Here is a 17,122-nt window from a genome sequence, read left to right on the forward strand (position 1 = left end):
GGTGATTTTGATATTTTTTTATTTTGAGGAAATGATATGAATACCGCAGAATTATTAGTACAGTGTTTAGAAAACGAAGGAGTTCAATATGTTTTTGGACTCCCTGGAGAAGAGAATTTGCACGTTTTGGAAGCTTTAAAAACATCATCAATTCAATTTATTACTACCCGTCATGAACAGGGTGCTGCATTCATGGCTGACGTTTATGGTAGGTTAACAGGAAAAGCCGGAGTCTGTCTTTCTACCCTTGGTCCTGGGGCAACTAATTTAATGACTGGGGTGGCAGATGCTAACTTAGATGGTGCGCCATTGGTGGCAATTACGGGGCAGGTGGGAACAGATAGAATGCACATTGAATCCCATCAATATTTAGATTTGGTGGCAATGTTTGCCCCAGTTACTAAGTGGAATAAACAGATTGTCAGACCGAGTATTACACCCGAAGTTGTGAGAAAAGCCTTCAAGCGATCGCAAACTGAAAAACCCGGTGCTGTTCACATTGATTTACCAGAAAATATTGCCGCCATGCCTGTCGAAGGCAAACCTTTAAATAAGGATAATAGCGAAAAAACCTATGCTTCCTTTGCCAGTATTCGCGCCGCTGCTGGGGCAATTTCCCAAGCCGTTAATCCCATCATTTTAGTCGGAAATGGCGCAATTCGCGCCCATGCTAGTGATGCAGTCACGCAATTTGCCACCCAAATGAATATTCCCGTCGTCAATACTTTTATGGGTAAAGGAGTTATTCCCTATACTCATCCTTTAGCACTTTGGTCTGTGGGATTACAACAACGAGATTTCATTATCTGCGGCTTTGATAATACAGATTTAGTCATAGCAATTGGCTATGATTTAATTGAATTTTCCCCCAAAAAATGGAATCCTGAAGGAACAATTCCTATTATTCATATTGCGGCAACTTCTTCAGAAATTGATAGTAGTTATATTCCCCAAGTAGAAATAGTTGGTGATATTTCTGATTCCCTCAATGAAATATTAAAATTAGCAGACAGACACAATAAACCCAATCCCTATTCTATTAGCTTGCGTTCTAACATTCGCGCTGATTACGAAGAATACGCCAAAGATGATGAATTTCCTATTAAACCGCAAAAATTAATTTATGACTTGCGGCAAGTTATGGGACCAGATGATATTGTAATTTCTGATGTTGGCGCACATAAAATGTGGATTGCTAGACATTATCATTGTCATAGTCCCAACACTTGTATTATTTCCAATGGTTTTGCCGCTATGGGTATTGCCATCCCCGGTGCATTAGCCGCAAAATTAGTTCACCCAGATCGTAAAGTTGTCGCTGCCACTGGTGACGGTGGTTTTATGATGAATTGTCAAGAATTAGAAACAGCTTTGCGAGTCGGAACACCATTTGTTACTCTGATTTTTAATGACGGTGGCTATGGTTTAATTGAATGGAAGCAAGAAAATCAATTTGGTCCAGGTAACTCATCTTTTGTCCATTTTGGTAATCCTGATTTCGTCAAATTTGCCGAAAGTATGGGATTAAAGGGTTATCGCGTCGAATCCGTTGCGGATTTTATTCCTTTACTGAAAGAAGCTTTGGCACAAAATGTACCAGCGGTGATAGATTGTCGGGTAGATTATCGAGAAAATCGCCGTTTTACCAAAAAAGCCGGTGAGTTAAGCTGCGAAATTTAAATCCTTGTGGGGTAGGTATTTTCCCAATCTTGAAATCCTATCCCACAATCTCAGATATCCTGAATACGGAGCGGTTTAGCAGTGCTAAATCTCCACAAATCTAGGTCTTTATTGATTTTATTTATTGTGGTTCTTTAGCACTTGTTATGCTAATAAATGTGTATTCTCAATTAGGGTTAACACAATACAAAGAATTAGGATCTTTGTAATTTCGATGAGTTGCTTTGTAAAGTAATTGAGCCTGGTATTCTTGTCGACAATATTCATCCAAATTAAGGCCTACTGGACTAATATCCTGTGAATCATTAGTACCATGAGTCATTCCTCTTTTTTTGAACTGACATACCCATCGAAATACTGGATAAACCAGTGGCTTATCTGTGCTTAACTTGTGGGAAGGGATAGCTACGTAATAATTTTCTACGTTCTCTTTTGGATATCTCTCCCTGAATGCTTCTTTAGTTGTCTCATGTTTACACACATCATGCAAATTAATTTTTGCTTCTTGATACGTCTGGTTTTGAAAATCACCCGAATAAAATGTCCATGAAATTGATCCCGTTCCTAGTGCCACTATAATATTAATTAATATGGGATTATTCTTTAATATCCCTATTAATTTAGATAATTGCTCAATTAAATCAGTCAGAGCAAGTAAAATGCTATGAACTTGGGAATTCATATTCTGTTTTTTATCAGAATCAGCATTCTGGATTTGATCAGGATCTTTATCTGGTGTAGGAGAATGTGACATAAAAAAAGTTAAAGTACATTTCTAAAACCTGCATAAATATACCAGAATCATAAAATCTTGTCAAATCTACTACAATGGCAATGATCAAATTATTCAATAGTATAAAAGAGAATTTATGTATTTTACCTTGATTTTTTCTACCCTTAAATACTCCTGCTGGTACTCCCCATAGGGATCTTAATTAAATAGACACTCTATACCAAATTTCTATAAAGTTTTGCTTTTATACCTAGTCCAAATTGGAAAAAACTTTGATTTGTAGATTTGTAGGTTGGGTTGAAGTATAAAACCCAACAAAGCAGGAAATGGACTGGGAAAAAAATTAGAATCTGTGCAACAAACAGCACAGATTTTTCTAGCTGAAAGTATTATTTATAAGTAAATCAAAACTTAGATTTTTTCACCTTCTCCCATAAACTAATTTATATTTTGACTATTTTTTTCTAAGAGGATGTTTGAAAAGTGGTATTCCGTAATTTTCATCACATTGCTACCCCCCTTTCCCCTTGTAAAGGGGGGAAACAATAAAAATCCAGTTCCCTCCCCTTTACAAGGGGAGGGTTAGGGTGGGGTAAAAAATATTTGATACATCAACCATAACTTTTCAAACACCCTCTAACAACAATCAAAATCATTTTGACAAATCAATAAAATTGGGGATTACTTTTACAGGATGCTATGTTCCCAACTTCTATGCAAATTTGTCAAAATCCCAATTGTTCCAACCCCTTCAACCCGAAAACCTCTAAATCTTGTCTGAGTTGTCAAGAAAGTAATTTTGGGGAAATGCTGCGAAACCGTTACCGGGTTTTGAGGTTATTAGGTGAAGGTGGATTTAGCAGAACCTACGCTGCTGAAGATGTAGATAGACTGAATGCACCCTGTGTAATTAAGCAATTTTTCCCCCAAGTTCAGGGAACTGGACAACGTGCCAAAGCAGCGGAATTTTTCAGAGAAGAAGCTTTTAGACTCTACGATTTGGGAGAAAACCATGGCCAAATTCCCCGACTTTTAGCTTACTTTGAACAAGGTTCTAGTTTGTATTTAGTACAGGAATTTATTATTGGGAAAACTCTTCTCGAAGAACTGCAAAATCAAGCTTATGATGAAACCCAAGTTCGGCAACTTTTGGCTGACTTATTACCAGTTATAGATTTTGTTCACAAACATAATGTAATTCACCGCGATATCAAACCAGAAAACATTGTGCGTCGAGATAGTGATAGAAAACCCGTATTAATTGATTTTGGAGGTGCGAAACAAGTTACTCAAACCAGTATAGCTAGACAAGCAACAGCTATTTATACCCTTGGTTATGCCCCAACTGAACAAATGGCTGGGTTTGCTTGTCAAGCAAGTGATTTATATGCCTTGGGTGTCACTTGTGTACGCTTATTAACTCAAGATCTACCATTACAAAATGATTATGGACAACTTCAAGATCATCTTTATGATGCCATGAATGCTAAATGGTTATGGGCAGAACGTTTACGAATCAAAGGAATTACTATTAGTGATGAATTAAAGCAAATCCTAGATAAGTTACTCCAACATTTTGCACATGATAGATATCAATCAGCAATGGATGTTTTGGATGATTTAAACTTTCCTAAATCTCCCGTAGTCATTAAATTTTCTTCCTTTCCTAAACCACCATTAATACTTCCACCTTCCCCAAAAATTACTGTTCCCTTACCTTCTTTGTCCAACTTTGATTTTTATGTAATTACCGTAGATACTTCGGGGAGAGAAGTTAACCGTGATAGACGAAATACTAAATATTTTAAAGAAGAATTAGGCAGAAATACAACTTTAGAAATGGTATCAATTCCCAATGGGAATTTTATCATGGGTTCTCTAAGTTGTGAAGGTGATGATGATGAACGTCCTCAACATCAAGTCATAGTTCCAGCGTTTTTCATGGGAAAATATCCTATTACCCAATTACAGTGGAGAACCATAGCAGCTTTACCTCCAGTTCAACAAGAATTGCCCCCTAACCCCTCAAAATTTAAAGGTGCAAATTTGCCTGTCGAAAATGTTTCTTGGTATGAAGCTGTGGAATTTTGTGCCAGATTGGCAATTAAAACTGGGAGAGAATATCGTTTACCTAGTGAAGCCGAATGGGAGTATGCTTGTCGCGCAGGAACTACCACATCTTTCCATTTTGGAGAAACTATTACTTCTGATTTAATTAACTGTAGCGGTAGCGATACTTATTCTGTAGAACCAAAAAGTAGATTTCGGAAAGAAACAACTAATGTTGGTTATTTTGAAGTTGCTAATGCTTTTGGTTTATATGATATGCACGGATTAGTCTGGGAATGGTGTGCAGATTCTTGGCATAATAACTATCATGGCGCACCTACAAATGGTAATGTCTGGGAAGATGGTGGTGATAAACATCGTCGGGTTTTAAGGGGTGGTGCATGGAATTTTGGTGCAGAACTTTGTCGCAGCGCTAGTAGAAGTTGGAATGAAGCAGACGGTGGTTTAAGAATGTGTGGGTTTCGGGTAGTATTTTCTGTTTAAATTGAATTAGTAGTGAGGACTTTAGTCCTCAAAGTTAACAACAACTAATCTAAATTAAATTCCACAAATTCCGGTAATCCTGGATATATCATGTTCCGATCTATGGCTGAGAAAATTTTATTATTAGTATGATCAGAATTTAAACAGCGACAAACTAATTGGGCAACATCTGCACGATGAATAGTACCCACAATCTGAGGATTTTCGGTGATAATTCCGTTGTTGGTTGCTGGTGCTGATTTTAAACCACCAGGACGGATAATTGTATAGTTAAGTCCGCTGGAAATTAAATATTGTTCTGCTTTTTCTTTTTCAATTAAAACTGGTTTGAGTGCTTCTAAAGCTTGGGGCGGTAAAGCCACCACACTATCACCACTACCAATGGAAGTTACGAGAATAAACTTTTTAACTCCTGCTTTGACTGCGGCATCAATGAGGTTTTTATTACCGATATAATCAGGTTTGATATTATCTGTGGGTAAACCACCTAATGTACTGATAACGGCTTGAATAGGTTCATTTCCTAAAATTGCCTGTTCAATATCAGTTACATTTAACGCATCTCCTAGAATTGGATAAACACCCATTGCTTTTGCTGCCACAGCAGCGGCTTCTGTTCTCAACAGGGCTTTAACTTGAATTTGTTGTGCTATCAAATATTTAGCGATTTCTTGCCCAACACCGCGACTAGCACCGGCTAGAAAAATGGAAGATGAGATTAACATAATTAGTCTATAAAAAGATGCTATACTTACATTTAGCACAAAACTGTCATTTTAGAACGGAACTATTTCAAAGGCAAAAGTACCAATTAAATGTTCATCAATATAGACTTCTATTTGATGTTTACCCAAAGGATCTCCAGCAGCAATAGTCCAAAAATTTTCAATTACACCATTCACAGGTGTTACTGTGCGTGTGGAAGTTGCTGTTTTTCCATCTTTCGATATGGAGAAATTTTTATTATTTTCTGTTGTCCAAGTTTCGGGGGCTTGTGGTAAAGTTAAAACTTCCCGCCATTTAACTTTACCTTTGATGTTACCTTGATAGTTGTTAAGTGTAATTCTCCAACCATAAGCATCACCTTCTTTTAATGGAACTGTAGTTGTTGGAAAAAAATTAACTTTCCCTTCTGGGTTGACTATCTTTACGCCAAATTCACTCTTATTAACAACTATTTGCTGATTAATAATTGGTTGATCATAATTTATTATACTTCCTGCCAAAGCCATGTTAGACTTATGGCAAACCGGAGTTATTATCGGCAATATCAAAGAAATCAAAACTAATAAAAACTGGAAATTTATAATTTTCATCAACTTTATTTTCTAGTAAGTAAGTAGGATACAAAATGTATATATCCTACTAGAAAAAAGTATTTTTGGCAATAGTTAATCTTCATCAAGTGCAGGTAAAAATTCTTCAAATTGCCACAATTGATCTTTCTTTTCTAGAAACCAAATTCGAGTTTCTGTGGTTAATTTACCCCAGATTACATCAACAGGAACATGGGGAGAAGCATATTGAAACTCTTCACCAATAATTCTGAGATTATCCTCTATATTCCGAGGCATACCAAAATCTTCCCAATCAATTTTGACATTCCTGCCGGTAACTCCCGCAGTCGGATCAAAAACTAATTGTGCGGTTCTGATTAAATCAGCAAAGTGTTGTGCTTTTAGTCCAATTACTTCTTGGATTTGAGGTGATTGTTGAGGATCTTGAGACATTTTCGCTGGAGTTGTGTAGATGTATAATTTAGAAAAATTACTGCCAGAGATAATCCCAGTATTCCCATTTTAGCTCAAAAAATCCAAAGAAAATCAATATTTCTATCTTGTTGTTTCGTCAGGAATAAGTAATTGGACAAAAATATTTACAGTCATTGCGAGCGAAGGGAAGCAATCACAACCCTTGGAATTGCTTCATTTCACTTCGTTCCATATGGCTAACGCCACGCAACGCTTACGCAATGACATTGTGTAATTAATTCTGTCTCACTACTTATCCTTAATCTTGCCCCCATATTTAAGTAGGTGAACACAATAAAACCAAACTGTGTAAAGAAACGTAAAATCGCTGAAAACTTCTTTACTCTTGCCTCTTGCCTTGCTATAACGACAATTTTCAACGCCAACCTACTTACATCACCCTAATATAGGAATCCGGTTTGATTCCTGATAGCGAAGCGTGGCGTTAGCCATATTTTCCGTTGAGTTAGGGAACTAAGCTCAGGGACTTCCAATTAAAAAAATACCCAAAAATTTCTTGTGGTGCGGGCATACTATGGCTAACGCCACGCTACGCTATCGACAAGCTCAGTACAAGTCTTGCCCGCTAATCATCAAGGACAGGCAGGATGCCCATCCCACAAAATTGGGTAATTTATTTTTTGGTGTTCCCTCAAATCCCTGCCACATCTCGTTCCTAGTCTCTGACTAGGAATGCAGTTGATGAGGCTCTGCCTCTAATATCATTGAAGGCAGAGCCTTCTAGAATTCATTCCCATACAGAGTATGGGAACGAGACGACTTGAGGTTTTTCGTAATTTTGTAAAAGTCCATGTCTGAACCGTGTTTAGTATAATTACAGTAACGCTGACATCTTTATACAGAAATGCTGCGATATTTACTATTTAGCCGTGTTTGATTAACTCCTATTTACTATGCTTCATTTTTAACTAGTGTCAGTTAAGAAAGTGTCACTCTCTACACTAGCCATTTGATTTTAAAAGAGATATTCTTAGTGAATGCAAGGAGTGATACCACTTCATTTTATATTTGTTACAATTTTCCTCGCGCTGCTTATACTTTCTGTTATTTGAGTCGCAGGTTTTAAATGTTACAATAGTAGTGAATTGGTAGAAAGTTATACGGGGAACGCTTGGGTTAAAAACTCAGGCGTTTTTTATGTGTCAAATAGCTGCACTTCCACAAATAGTATTAATTTACTAGTGCTTGATAATACTATTTATATTTTGTATAAGCAGAAATCTTTGTGCAAAGAAAACACCAACAAATAATTTAAGCAGTATTCTTAGGATAGAGGTTTTGTGGCTCAAGTAGGTTAAATATGGAAGCTGAGGAACTAAAACGGCGTTATCTTGCGGGCGAAACATATTTTGTTTCTGCGAAACTAATCAGAGCTAAACTAATTAATGCTTATTTGCCAGGGATTAATTTATGGGGAGCGGATTTAAGTGAAGCTAACTTAGCTAAAGCTAAACTTTGGGGAGCAGATTTGAGTAGAGCAAATTTAGCCAAGGCAAATTTAACAAGAGCAAATTTATCCGGTGTTAATCTTACTGAAGCAAATCTTCGAGGGGCTAGGCTGCATTATACTAAGTTGTATGGCGCGAATTTAAATCGTGCATATTATGATGAAAGCACCAAATTTCCCAGAAATTTTGATCCTCTTAGTCACAATATGCAAAAGCTGTAATTACAGCGATTTTCGGGTAAATGAACCACATTTTTTTGTCTCACGTTCCAGACGCAGAGGCGCAAAGAGGAATCAAGAGTTTGGTCTAAATACATGAAGACTGCTGTAATTGTCAATTAAACTTCTTCTGGTGCTGGTATGGGGAATATTTCTCCAGCTAAATATGCGGAAAAATGCTTTTGAAAATAAAGCCAAGAGGTCATATCTTCTCCCTCAATATAACTTTTTGGTGCTGCTTTATATAAAGGAACGCGAGTGTTAATTTCCTGTTGTAAAATTGGATGTAATTCTGTTAATCCACTAACTTTGTTACCTGTAGCACTGTAAATTAAATAACCAGGATGTTCACCCATTTTCATCCAGGGCAACCATTGACCGATTCTATCCCAGGATATGCTTAATTGTGTAACCGAATTTAATTGTGAATTTTCTAAATCTGCTGTGGGAACAGAGATTTTAAATAATTCTGCTGCTTGATAAATTCCTCCTGGACAATAATCAGGAAATTCGGGATTTTCAGCTAAAGGATTGGGATAATTAGGAAAGATGTCAAATACAAAATTAGTTTTTTCTCCGTCTAATTGCACAGGTAATTGACCTTTAAATTGACCCTGAACAGGACTATTAGCAACGTGCATAACAGTGACTGTTTCCTGTGTCCAAGGATTCTCCCATTTATGTAAAATCTCTTTGGTTTCTGGATTGAGGTAATAGGTTAATTCTCTAGAAGTAAAATCCCAACTACCTTCACCTGTGGTTATACACCGACTCACACTCATTCCCACAATTTTAAATAATAATTGTCGTTTTTCTCCAGGAATAAAACTATAAATATTTCCTGTCCAACTCAAAAAATTCGACTCCTTGGCATCTAGAGAAGCACGGGTTTTAATCCATTGCTTAACATCTACTAATTGAGTTTGGTCTATCATTATATATCTCCTTCAATACTAAAACAATTGTATTCAATGTTCCCTTTTGATTAATGTTGTATTTACTTTATTTAACGTGAGTTCGACGAAAATAATTTGACCCCTCTCCAAGCCTCTCCTTTGCACCTCTCCCTAACCCTCTCCTAAGAGGAGAGGGAAAAGGAATAACATTTAATACTGGAGAGGCTTAAAACTCTGATTTTATCTAAAAACAAACTAATATGCCCCTCTCCGCGTCGGAGAGGGGTTGGGGTGAGGTTCATCGAATTCACGTTTATTTAAACAAACCTACAAGATTTAGACTTCAAATGCCACTGTTATAGAGTTTTCCTGACTGCTGACAGAGATATTCTAATATCGCTTTGGTTTCATTGTTGGGAGACAACAAAACCTGCTGCACTCCCATTGACTTCTTAACTTTTGCCACCAATTTATGATGTAATTTTGTTGACTTCTCCATAATAATTGATTAAAGTAATATATTGAATATCCGCATCACGGATAATACAGAAAATACCACAGCGGTTAAAACCGCTCGCGCCGCTTCCCTCTCAGGTCTAAAGACACTGAGTTTCCCACTTACCGCGAAGTCTTATGAAACATGATCTTCTTCTTGCATTTCTAAATGGAGAGAATGATGAACAGGTTGCAAACGTTGGCGAATTGTGCCAATGATGATATAGAGAATTGGCACAATAAACAAACTCAAGAAAGTCGCCACAAACATTCCGCCAAATACCGCAGTACCTAAAGATTGACGACTTGCTGCACCTGCACCTGTAGCAGTTGCTAGGGGAAAAATTCCTAACAAAGTCGAAAAAGCAGTCATGAGAATTGGACGTAAACGACCTTGTGCTGCTTCTACTGCGGCTTTGGTAATTGATAAACCTTGCTGTTCTCGTAATTGGTTAGCAAATTCGACAATTAAAATTGCGTTTTTACTGGCTAAACCTATTAACATGACTAACCCAACTTGGCAAAATACATCATTATTTAAACCTCGTAATGATTGTGATGCTAAAGCTCCCATAATAGCTAAGGGAACTGACAACATAATAATCAAAGGGTCAACATAATTTTCATATTGAGCAGCTAAGACTAAAAAGACGAAAAGTAATCCCAAACCAAAAATTATCGGTGCTTGTCCACCGGATTCTTTTTCCTGAGCCGCAATACCTGACCATTCATATCCCATGCTTGTGGGTAATATCTTTTTAGCTAGTTGTTCCATAGCTAAAGTTGCTTGTCCAGAACTAGTACCAGGAGCAGGAGAACCGTTAATTTCAATGGAACGAAGTAAGTTGTAATGATTAATAGTTTGCGCTCCCGTTGTGGGAGTTAATTTGACCAAACTACTCAGAGGAATCATCTGATTAGTTGCAGAACGCACATTTAATAAACCAATATCATCAGGATTGGAACGAAACTGAGCATCTGCTTGGATGTATACCCGATATGTACGAGACAGAAAATTAAAATCGTTGACATATCTTGAACCCAAATAAGTTTGCAGGGTTTTAAAAATATCGTCAATAGAAACTTGTAGAGATTTAGCTTTGTTGCGGTCAACTTCAATTAAGATTTGGGGTGTGTTGGCGGTAAAGGTACTAAATACAGCTTGCAATCCGGGGGTTTGATTTCCCTGCATCATGAACTGACCAACGGTTTGCAGCATGGAATTTAAGCTGTTAGTTCCCGCTATATCTTGTAACTGAAATTGGAAACCACTAAAACTACCTAAACCGCGAATTGCGGGGGGATTAACCGGGAAAACTCTAGCTTCGGTAATTCCTGAAAAGCTTTTTCTTAAATTACCAATAATCGCTTGCACTGATTGATTTGGTTGTTTACGTTCGTCCCAGGATTTGAGGGTTGTGAAAATTACGCCACTGTTAGCGGTGCTACCACTAAAACCAAAACCACCGATCGCAAAAGTACCTGTAACTTCTGGTAATTTCAATATTTCTGCTTCTACCTCACTCATGACTTTACTGGTGTATTTGAGTGAAGAACCTTCTGGACCTTGGATAATGGTAATGAAATAACCCTGGTCTTCGTCGGGGAGAAATGCGGTGGGTACAGTCATGTACAACCAAGCGGTGAAACCTAATGAACCGATAAATAACAGGAGAATAATCGCTTTTATTCTCGTTAAAAATCTTAAAGAGCGCTCGTATCCCCAACCCATGGCTTCTAAAAACCAATTAATTCTACCAAATACCCAACCCAAAATCCCTCTAGGTGCGGGTCTTTGCCGCAACAACAAGGCAGAAAGAGAAGGCGTGAGGGTGAGAGCCAAAAATGTGGAAATGGCGATAGAAAAGGCAATTGTCAGGGCAAATTGTTTGTAAATTTGTCCAGTTGCACCGGGGAAAAAGGCGACAGGGACAAATACCGCCATTAATACTAGGGAAGTAGCAATTACTGCCCCAAATAGCTCTTGCATGGAGACTGAAGCCGCTTGACGGGGTGACATTCCTTGGTCTTGAATTAAGCGGGAGATATTTTCCACGACAATAATCGCGTCATCAACTACCATGCCGGTTGCGAGGGTTAAACCGAACATAGTTAAGGTGTTGATGGAAAATCCAAAGGCTTTGACGAAGGCAAAAGTCCCAACTAAGGATAGGGGAATAGTGATCACAGGAATTAAGGTGGTGCGCCAATCTTGTAGGAAAATAAAGATAACGAGAATTACCAGAGCGATCGCCTCTAAAAGAGTTTTTATCACTTCTGCCAAAGATTCTTCTACAATAGTCGTGGTGTCAAATGCCACTTGATATTTCATCCCCGGCGGAAAGCTTTGCGACAATCGCGCCATTTCCTTTTTGATTAAATTAGCCACGTCCAAAACATTACTTCCCGGTGCCGGAAATATCCCCAGTCCCACACCCTCATTCCCCTTAAACCGCAGAAATGAGCTATAGTTTTGCGCTCCCAATTCCGCCCTTCCCACATCTTTCAACTTAATCAAACTACCGTCACCAGCAGTTTTAATTACCACATTGTCAAATTCCTCAACTTCCGTCAGCCTACTAACTGCCCTCAAGTCAATTTGATACATCTGACCATCAACGGCTGGCTGTTGTCCAATTTGTCCCGCACCTACCTGTAAATTTTGTTCCTTCAGGGCATTAATCACATCATCAGTAGTTAGATTCCGACTAGCCAATTTATTCGGGTCAAGCCATAGGCGCATTGCATAGCGACGTTCACCAAAAATCCGCGCCTCACTGACACCTTTAATCCGCTTCAGGGCATCTACTAAATATAAATCTGCATAATTACTTAAAAAGACATTATTTAAGGCTTTATTATCACTAAACAAACCGATCGCTAACAGAATATTGTTAGACTGTTTACTCACAGTCACTCCTGTTTGCTTCACCGCTTCTGGTAACTGGGGTTCAGCCGAGGTGACGCGGTTTTGCACATCAACGGCGGCAATATCCTTATCCCGTGAAGCATCAAATGTGACAGTAATCGTACTACTACCATCATTACTACTGCTCGAAGTCATGTATTTAATGCCTTCGACACCGTTAATTTGCCGTTCTAAAATCGTCGTGACGGTACTTTCAACAATTTCCGCACTAGCGCCAACATAATTAGAATTGACGATAATCTGCGTAGGACTAATCTCTGGATACTGGGCTGTAGGCAATGTGGGAATACTGATTGCACCAACAAGTAAAATAATAATAGCGCAGACGCTGGTAAATACAGGTCGTTTAATAAAGAAGTTAACAAACATAAATTGGTAATTGGTGATTGATTAAGATTTACGGAATAACGAACCACAGAGGCACAGAGGACACAGAGAAATGAGGGTTTGAGAGATATTTTGCGTGAGTCCTATTGGTAATTGGTGATTACTTCTTTTCACTATTCCCTGTTTCTTCATTTTCAGGAATTATTGGCAGTCCATCTCTGAGGTTTTGTATTCCTGAAATTATCAATTTTTCATCCCGTTGTAATCCCTCAATTACTTGATAATCATTCCCTTTAATATTGCCTAACTTCACCTGTTTTTGTTTAGCTATTAATTGAGAACCATCTTGAGGAGATTTTCCAGTTTCGGCTACAAATACAAAGGTTTCTCCAGCGATTCGAGATATTGCTGTTGTGGGAATTAGCACTCCAGAACGTTGATTCCAAATCACTTTAGCCCGAATTAATTGATCTGCTCGTAGTTGCCCATTATCATTGTTATAAAGTGCTTTAACTAATATTGATTGAGAGTTATTAGTAATATTGGGAGAAATAAAGAATATACTACTATTGCCAATAATTTTACCTTGGGCGTTAATTAATTCCACTGGCAATCCTGGACGTAATTGTGTACCTTTTTCCAATGGCACCGGAATTTTAACGTCTAAAGGTCGGTTTTGGGTAATAGTTGCTAATGGTGTGGAAGTATTCACAAAATCCCCTACTTTAACGGGAACATCACCAACAGTTCCCGCAAAAGGAGCAGTTATTTTATAATACTGAAGTTGAACTTGTTGTTGTTTAATATTGGCATCAGATTGTTGTAAGGATTTTTCTACCTGGGATATGGTAGCTATTTGAGCTTGAATACGGGAATCTATCGCCCCTAGTTGGGCTTTTGCCGTCGCTAGTTTGTTAGCATATAAATCTTGAGTCTGACGAGATACAGCCCCTTGTGCAGCTAATTCAGAATAGCGCTTATAATCTTGTTGACTTAAGCGCATATTAGCAATATTTGCTAGGCGTTCTGCTTGCAAAGATTTCAGAGTAGCGCGAACATTTTCTAGTTGCGCTTGCGAGCCTTGACCAGCAGCGGATAAACTACTAACTGCGGCTTGTTGTTGTCGAGAATCTATTTGCAGAATCGCAGTCCCGGAGGAAACTGGATCTCCTGATTTCACGAATATTTGCGAAACCTGACCTTGAATTCTCGGTTGGAGGTTGACTGAACGCCGCGATTCCAGAATGGCTATATATTCCGTACTATCTTCAACTGTACCTGTTTGCACTGGGGATAGTTTAACCTTAACCCCCGGAGGTGGAGCATTAGCCGCTGCTGGATTTGGTTTTTCAGGATGTAGCAATTTCCATGCTATCCCGCTGACACCCCCAATTAATAACAATGCAGCTAATAGTAAGCGCAGCCACCGATTTGACTTGGGAGGTGACGGGTAAATGTCTTTAATATCGGTTTGAGGCTCAGGTAGTGTCATGGCTGATAACAAGTTGACGGAATGAATAGTTAAAACTCTATGTGTATGATATTAATTTTGAAACTTCTAATTTATAATGAACAGACAAAAATATGTATCATCTAATTTAAATATACAGGCTTTACATTTTTTTACAATCTATTAGCAAAATAATTATCCTGATGATCAATTTCTGAATTGAGTCATAGAGAAAACATTATCTACTTTAGCTCACCTTAAATATAGAAACAGCCTGATTTCTTTGTCACTGTCTTGAACTCAGGATTTATGCCATTTAATGACTAGTAAGTTTGTTCTATTAAATAAGTGCTGATTAATGCTTGTTTCTCTTTGGCAAGTCGCACCCGGAAATAGGAAAATTGTCTAGGCTACTCTTTCCCTAGTAGTCTGTCAACCCGAAAATGACGGGTGAAGGCAAGCAGGGGGAGAAGAGAGGCAGGGGGGGGAGGGAAGAACAGAAGTTTTTTCCGATCATTACCCGTCAAAATAAATTTGACGAACTACTAGTTAGAATTTAACTTAAGCTGTTATTAACCTCAAAATCAACATGATTAATAAATTAACACAACGGTTATTGACTTTGGCTCTTATTTTTGCCATTACCTTTTTCTCCTGGGAAGTTCCTTTGGCTCGTGCTAGTCACTTATTCACAAACTCTGGAGAAATTAGCGATAATATCAAATTATCTGAATATGATTTTACTCCCCAAGAAAATCAAGCACTACAAGGGATTCGTCAGCGTCGAAATAAAGAAATTGCGGCAATTTTAGATTTATCTCAACGTGATTTGCTTGCTCACGAATTACACAATGGTGATAATATTGATCAAGCTTTGGCAGCATTAGATTTAAGTTCTGAACAACGAGAATTAGTAAATTCTATAAATGTCTTCACTAATTTGAAATTGAAGGGTATTTTTTCCCATCATAGTTTACTTGATAGTCATAGATAAGGTTAGGGATTGGTAAGTTATGCCAGTTGTGGGAAATATGATTTTTCTGCAACTGGTAATTGTCAGAATCAGGATGTCCAGGATTGAAGGATGAACAGGATGAACGCAATCAATTGCAAAGTATTTATTAGACATCTCCAAAAATTAAAGATACTTGACCTGAAAACCCTGTAGAGACGTTCCATGGAACGTCTCTACAATCTTTTTTGGAGATGTCTATTAAGTAATTGGACAAAATATTTACAGTCATTGCGAGCGAAGGGAAGCAATCACAACCCTTGCAATTGGTTCATTTCACTTCGTTCCATATGGCTAACGCCACGCAACGCTTACGCAATGAAATTGTGTAATTAATTCTGTTTCACTACTTATCGACGAACTAAGTTTTTTGCTAGTCTGGTTGCAGTGTTGACAATTGTTATTTTATTTTTGGGGAATATGAATATTGTTTATTCTTATCAATAGGAAATTTAATGAAGTGAGTAATTATGGTTAACCAAGAACCAATTAACAGTCAAGAGAAATTAGATAATTTTTTACAACATATAGAAACAGCCCGTCAATTAGAGAATGATATCATGAAATATGGGCTAGATGCAACCTATTTGTATTGTGATGATGTTGAGGGTGATTGGTTAGATACTTGGGGAGATGATAATGATGAACCAACTTATATAGAAAAGATGACAACTTTTTTAGAAAGTGATGATGCGGTTGCGGTAAAGGTACGGGAAAAGTTACAGGATAAATCTGTTTCAGAAATTATTGAAGGTTTAGAATATTGTTTGAGTCAATTAACAGAGAATAAGAGAATTTTTGCTGCTAAGGATTTGTTAGTAGGTGGTGTTGGGGTTGTAGGGAGCGATCGCAGTTCTAGTAATGAAACGATTGATGAGATTGAGTTGTTAGATTTGGCGGAAGATTTGCTGGAGAAGTTAACTGAGATTTTGGGGTAAGTATTGCTAGAAATTAATTTCATTCAATAACAATGCTTATAACAATTTTCTAAAAATAGGACTGAAACCCAATGAAATCGTTACCACATCAATAGGGTTTCAGGGTTTTCGTGAAGGTATTGATTAACAGTAAGCTTTTCCGGCAGATATTCCGAACTGGTTCCCTATAGAACATAATAAGCTATCTGTCTGATCAAATGTTTGGGTTGCCTGGGCTAACACACTCATCCGACCTGCTATAAATCCTGCCGTATAAAGATCAGGACTGGCATTTATTTGCTGGATCATCCATATCAGATTTTGGTCTGTGACAGGAATGCTTCTCATACCTGCATTTGTCAAAGCAAGTTCAATTCTCTTATCCATTGCTCTCTCCTCACTGTTAAAGTTTGACCAGCCAGCATAAGCTCTTTGATAGCCTTGTTTGAAGTAATTGATAGTAGCATTATTTTGACTATAAGCAGGTTTTATTGTTACAGAACTAAGCATTAATACGTTAGCACTGGTTAAAACACTTGTAAATAAAGCAACACAAAGAACTTTTAGCATTTTAATTTCCTTTAGATATGGAGATTTCCAGTAAGTATATAACGGGTAAACATTATCAAGTATACAAAAATTCTGGCATCTATCGCAAGATAGATATTTAAAATCGAACCAAAAAACCTTAC

General features: G+C 37.7%; 14 protein-coding genes. 5 read left to right on the forward strand and 9 right to left on the reverse strand.

Annotated elements, in window-relative coordinates; all coding sequences use genetic code 11:
• Positions 1-36: 36 nt before the first annotated feature.
• Positions 37-1,680, forward strand: a complete 1,644-nt coding sequence (locus AN486_RS02310; RefSeq protein ID WP_168635149.1) for an acetolactate synthase large subunit — start codon at positions 37-39, stop codon at positions 1,678-1,680.
• 166 nt (positions 1,681-1,846) lie between these two features.
• Here the strand turns inward: AN486_RS02310 and AN486_RS02315 are convergent, their stop codons facing one another.
• Complete coding sequence (locus AN486_RS02315; protein WP_168635150.1) at positions 1,847-2,434, reverse strand: hypothetical protein; 588 nt, start codon at positions 2,432-2,434, stop codon at positions 1,847-1,849.
• A gap of 693 nt (positions 2,435-3,127) precedes the next feature.
• On the opposite strand from AN486_RS02315, the gene AN486_RS02320 reads away from it, so the two are divergent.
• A complete protein-coding gene (locus AN486_RS02320) occupies positions 3,128-4,966 on the forward strand; it encodes a bifunctional serine/threonine-protein kinase/formylglycine-generating enzyme family protein (protein WP_168635516.1) in 1,839 nt (612 codons plus the stop codon).
• A gap of 44 nt (positions 4,967-5,010) precedes the next feature.
• On the opposite strand, the gene AN486_RS02325 is transcribed toward AN486_RS02320, so the two are convergent.
• The 3 genes from AN486_RS02325 to AN486_RS02335 all read right to left on the reverse strand — a co-directional run bounded on the left by AN486_RS02325 (position 5,011) and on the right by AN486_RS02335 (position 6,696).
• A complete protein-coding gene (locus AN486_RS02325) occupies positions 5,011-5,691 on the reverse strand; it encodes an SDR family oxidoreductase (protein WP_168635151.1) in 681 nt (226 codons plus the stop codon).
• Positions 5,692-5,742: 51 nt separating this feature from the next.
• On the reverse strand, positions 5,743-6,282 hold the full coding sequence (locus tag AN486_RS02330; RefSeq protein ID WP_053537682.1) for a hypothetical protein: 540 nt from the start codon (positions 6,280-6,282) through the stop codon (positions 5,743-5,745).
• A gap of 75 nt (positions 6,283-6,357) precedes the next feature.
• Positions 6,358-6,696 (reverse strand): hypothetical protein, encoded by a 339-nt coding sequence (locus AN486_RS02335; RefSeq protein ID WP_027403615.1) that lies wholly within the window; start codon positions 6,694-6,696, stop codon positions 6,358-6,360.
• A gap of 1,342 nt (positions 6,697-8,038) precedes the next feature.
• Here AN486_RS02335 and AN486_RS02340 point away from each other — a divergent pair.
• Positions 8,039-8,407, forward strand: a complete 369-nt coding sequence (locus AN486_RS02340) for a pentapeptide repeat-containing protein (protein ID WP_053537681.1) — start codon at positions 8,039-8,041, stop codon at positions 8,405-8,407.
• 116 nt (positions 8,408-8,523) lie between these two features.
• Here the strand turns inward: AN486_RS02340 and AN486_RS02345 are convergent, their stop codons facing one another.
• From AN486_RS02345 to AN486_RS02360, 4 genes are all read right to left on the reverse strand, one after another.
• A complete protein-coding gene (locus tag AN486_RS02345) occupies positions 8,524-9,339 on the reverse strand; it encodes a DUF1838 domain-containing protein (protein WP_290599050.1) in 816 nt (271 codons plus the stop codon).
• A gap of 304 nt (positions 9,340-9,643) precedes the next feature.
• Positions 9,644-9,799 (reverse strand): hypothetical protein, encoded by a 156-nt coding sequence (locus AN486_RS02350; RefSeq protein WP_290599052.1) that lies wholly within the window; start codon positions 9,797-9,799, stop codon positions 9,644-9,646.
• A 132-nt stretch (positions 9,800-9,931) separates the two neighbouring features.
• Positions 9,932-13,093 carry an efflux RND transporter permease subunit gene (locus tag AN486_RS02355; protein WP_290599054.1) on the reverse strand — a complete coding sequence of 1,054 codons (3,162 nt, stop codon included), beginning with the start codon at positions 13,091-13,093 and terminating at the stop codon, positions 9,932-9,934.
• A 118-nt stretch (positions 13,094-13,211) separates the two neighbouring features.
• Positions 13,212-14,543, reverse strand: coding sequence for an efflux RND transporter periplasmic adaptor subunit (locus AN486_RS02360; protein ID WP_168635154.1), 1,332 nt, complete (start codon positions 14,541-14,543; stop codon positions 13,212-13,214).
• A 547-nt stretch (positions 14,544-15,090) separates the two neighbouring features.
• On the opposite strand from AN486_RS02360, the gene AN486_RS02365 reads away from it, so the two are divergent.
• Complete coding sequence (locus AN486_RS02365) at positions 15,091-15,495, forward strand: hypothetical protein (RefSeq protein ID WP_290599057.1); 405 nt, start codon at positions 15,091-15,093, stop codon at positions 15,493-15,495.
• A gap of 488 nt (positions 15,496-15,983) precedes the next feature.
• Positions 15,984-16,451: a hypothetical protein gene (locus AN486_RS02370; RefSeq protein WP_168635156.1), complete on the forward strand. Its 468-nt coding sequence runs from the start codon at positions 15,984-15,986 to the stop codon at positions 16,449-16,451.
• 123 nt (positions 16,452-16,574) lie between these two features.
• On the opposite strand, the gene AN486_RS02375 is transcribed toward AN486_RS02370, so the two are convergent.
• Positions 16,575-17,000 carry a hypothetical protein gene (locus AN486_RS02375; RefSeq protein ID WP_168635157.1) on the reverse strand — a complete coding sequence of 142 codons (426 nt, stop codon included), beginning with the start codon at positions 16,998-17,000 and terminating at the stop codon, positions 16,575-16,577.
• Between the last annotated feature and the right edge of the window lie 122 nt (positions 17,001-17,122).

This window comes from Anabaena sp. AL93 (assembly GCF_001672085.1).
Classification (GTDB): Bacteria; Cyanobacteriota; Cyanobacteriia; order Cyanobacteriales; family Nostocaceae; genus Dolichospermum; species Dolichospermum heterosporum.

What these genes read in the sequence shown, in the direction of transcription:
- AN486_RS02350 (WP_290599052.1), bottom strand. Translation starts at nt 9,799, where the DNA reads ATGGAGAAGTCAACAAAATTACATCATAAATTGGTGGCAAAAGTTAAG.
- AN486_RS02365 (WP_290599057.1), top strand. Translation starts at nt 15,091, where the DNA reads ATGATTAATAAATTAACACAACGGTTATTGACTTTGGCTCTTATTTTT.
- AN486_RS02310 (WP_168635149.1), top strand. Translation starts at nt 37, where the DNA reads ATGAATACCGCAGAATTATTAGTACAGTGTTTAGAAAACGAAGGAGTT.
- AN486_RS02355 (WP_290599054.1), bottom strand. Translation starts at nt 13,093, where the DNA reads ATGTTTGTTAACTTCTTTATTAAACGACCTGTATTTACCAGCGTCTGC.
- AN486_RS02345 (WP_290599050.1), bottom strand. Translation starts at nt 9,339, where the DNA reads ATGATAGACCAAACTCAATTAGTAGATGTTAAGCAATGGATTAAAACC.
- AN486_RS02315 (WP_168635150.1), bottom strand. Translation starts at nt 2,434, where the DNA reads ATGTCACATTCTCCTACACCAGATAAAGATCCTGATCAAATCCAGAAT.
- AN486_RS02320 (WP_168635516.1), top strand. Translation starts at nt 3,128, where the DNA reads ATGCAAATTTGTCAAAATCCCAATTGTTCCAACCCCTTCAACCCGAAA.
- AN486_RS02330 (WP_053537682.1), bottom strand. Translation starts at nt 6,282, where the DNA reads ATGAAAATTATAAATTTCCAGTTTTTATTAGTTTTGATTTCTTTGATA.
- AN486_RS02325 (WP_168635151.1), bottom strand. Translation starts at nt 5,691, where the DNA reads ATGTTAATCTCATCTTCCATTTTTCTAGCCGGTGCTAGTCGCGGTGTT.
- AN486_RS02340 (WP_053537681.1), top strand. Translation starts at nt 8,039, where the DNA reads ATGGAAGCTGAGGAACTAAAACGGCGTTATCTTGCGGGCGAAACATAT.
- AN486_RS02335 (WP_027403615.1), bottom strand. Translation starts at nt 6,696, where the DNA reads ATGTCTCAAGATCCTCAACAATCACCTCAAATCCAAGAAGTAATTGGA.
- AN486_RS02370 (WP_168635156.1), top strand. Translation starts at nt 15,984, where the DNA reads ATGGTTAACCAAGAACCAATTAACAGTCAAGAGAAATTAGATAATTTT.
- AN486_RS02360 (WP_168635154.1), bottom strand. Translation starts at nt 14,543, where the DNA reads ATGACACTACCTGAGCCTCAAACCGATATTAAAGACATTTACCCGTCA.
- AN486_RS02375 (WP_168635157.1), bottom strand. Translation starts at nt 17,000, where the DNA reads ATGCTAAAAGTTCTTTGTGTTGCTTTATTTACAAGTGTTTTAACCAGT.